Source organism: Corynebacterium sp. UMB4614 (assembly GCF_030217065.1).
In the GTDB taxonomy this organism is placed as follows: Bacteria; Actinomycetota; Actinomycetes; order Mycobacteriales; family Mycobacteriaceae; genus Corynebacterium.
Genome location: NZ_JASONC010000062.1, coordinates 1 through 387 on the forward strand (window position 1 = coordinate 1; position 387 = coordinate 387).

Below are 387 nucleotides of genomic sequence, written 5' to 3' on the forward strand. Positions count from 1 at the left end.
CGCCCCACCACTATGCGTTGTCCTCGACGGTGGCCAAGGCGCCTACTCAGCAATCAAAGCCTGCTGGCCCAACACACGGATTCAACGCTGCCTTGTCCATGCCCAACGCGTCATCCGTCGCTACACCACATCGCGTCCACGCACCGACGCCGGCAAAGCCATCTACGCCCTGGCATTGAAACTGACCCGTATCACCACACTCGACCAGGCACGGGAGTGGACGCTGCGTCTGCATGACTTCGGACAGGTATTCAAAGCATTCCTCAACGAAAAAACACCCCTCCCCAAAGAACGCCGCACCCTGAATAAACAGTGGGAATGGACCCACCTGCGAGTTCGCAAGGCATACAACTCCCTGCTGCACCTCTCACGGAAAGGATGGCTGTT

General features: G+C 58.1%; 1 protein-coding gene. It reads left to right on the forward strand.

Annotated elements, in window-relative coordinates; all coding sequences use genetic code 11:
* The coding region (locus QP413_RS10350; RefSeq protein ID WP_284781600.1) for a transposase at positions 1 to 387 on the forward strand (387 nt) is incomplete at both ends.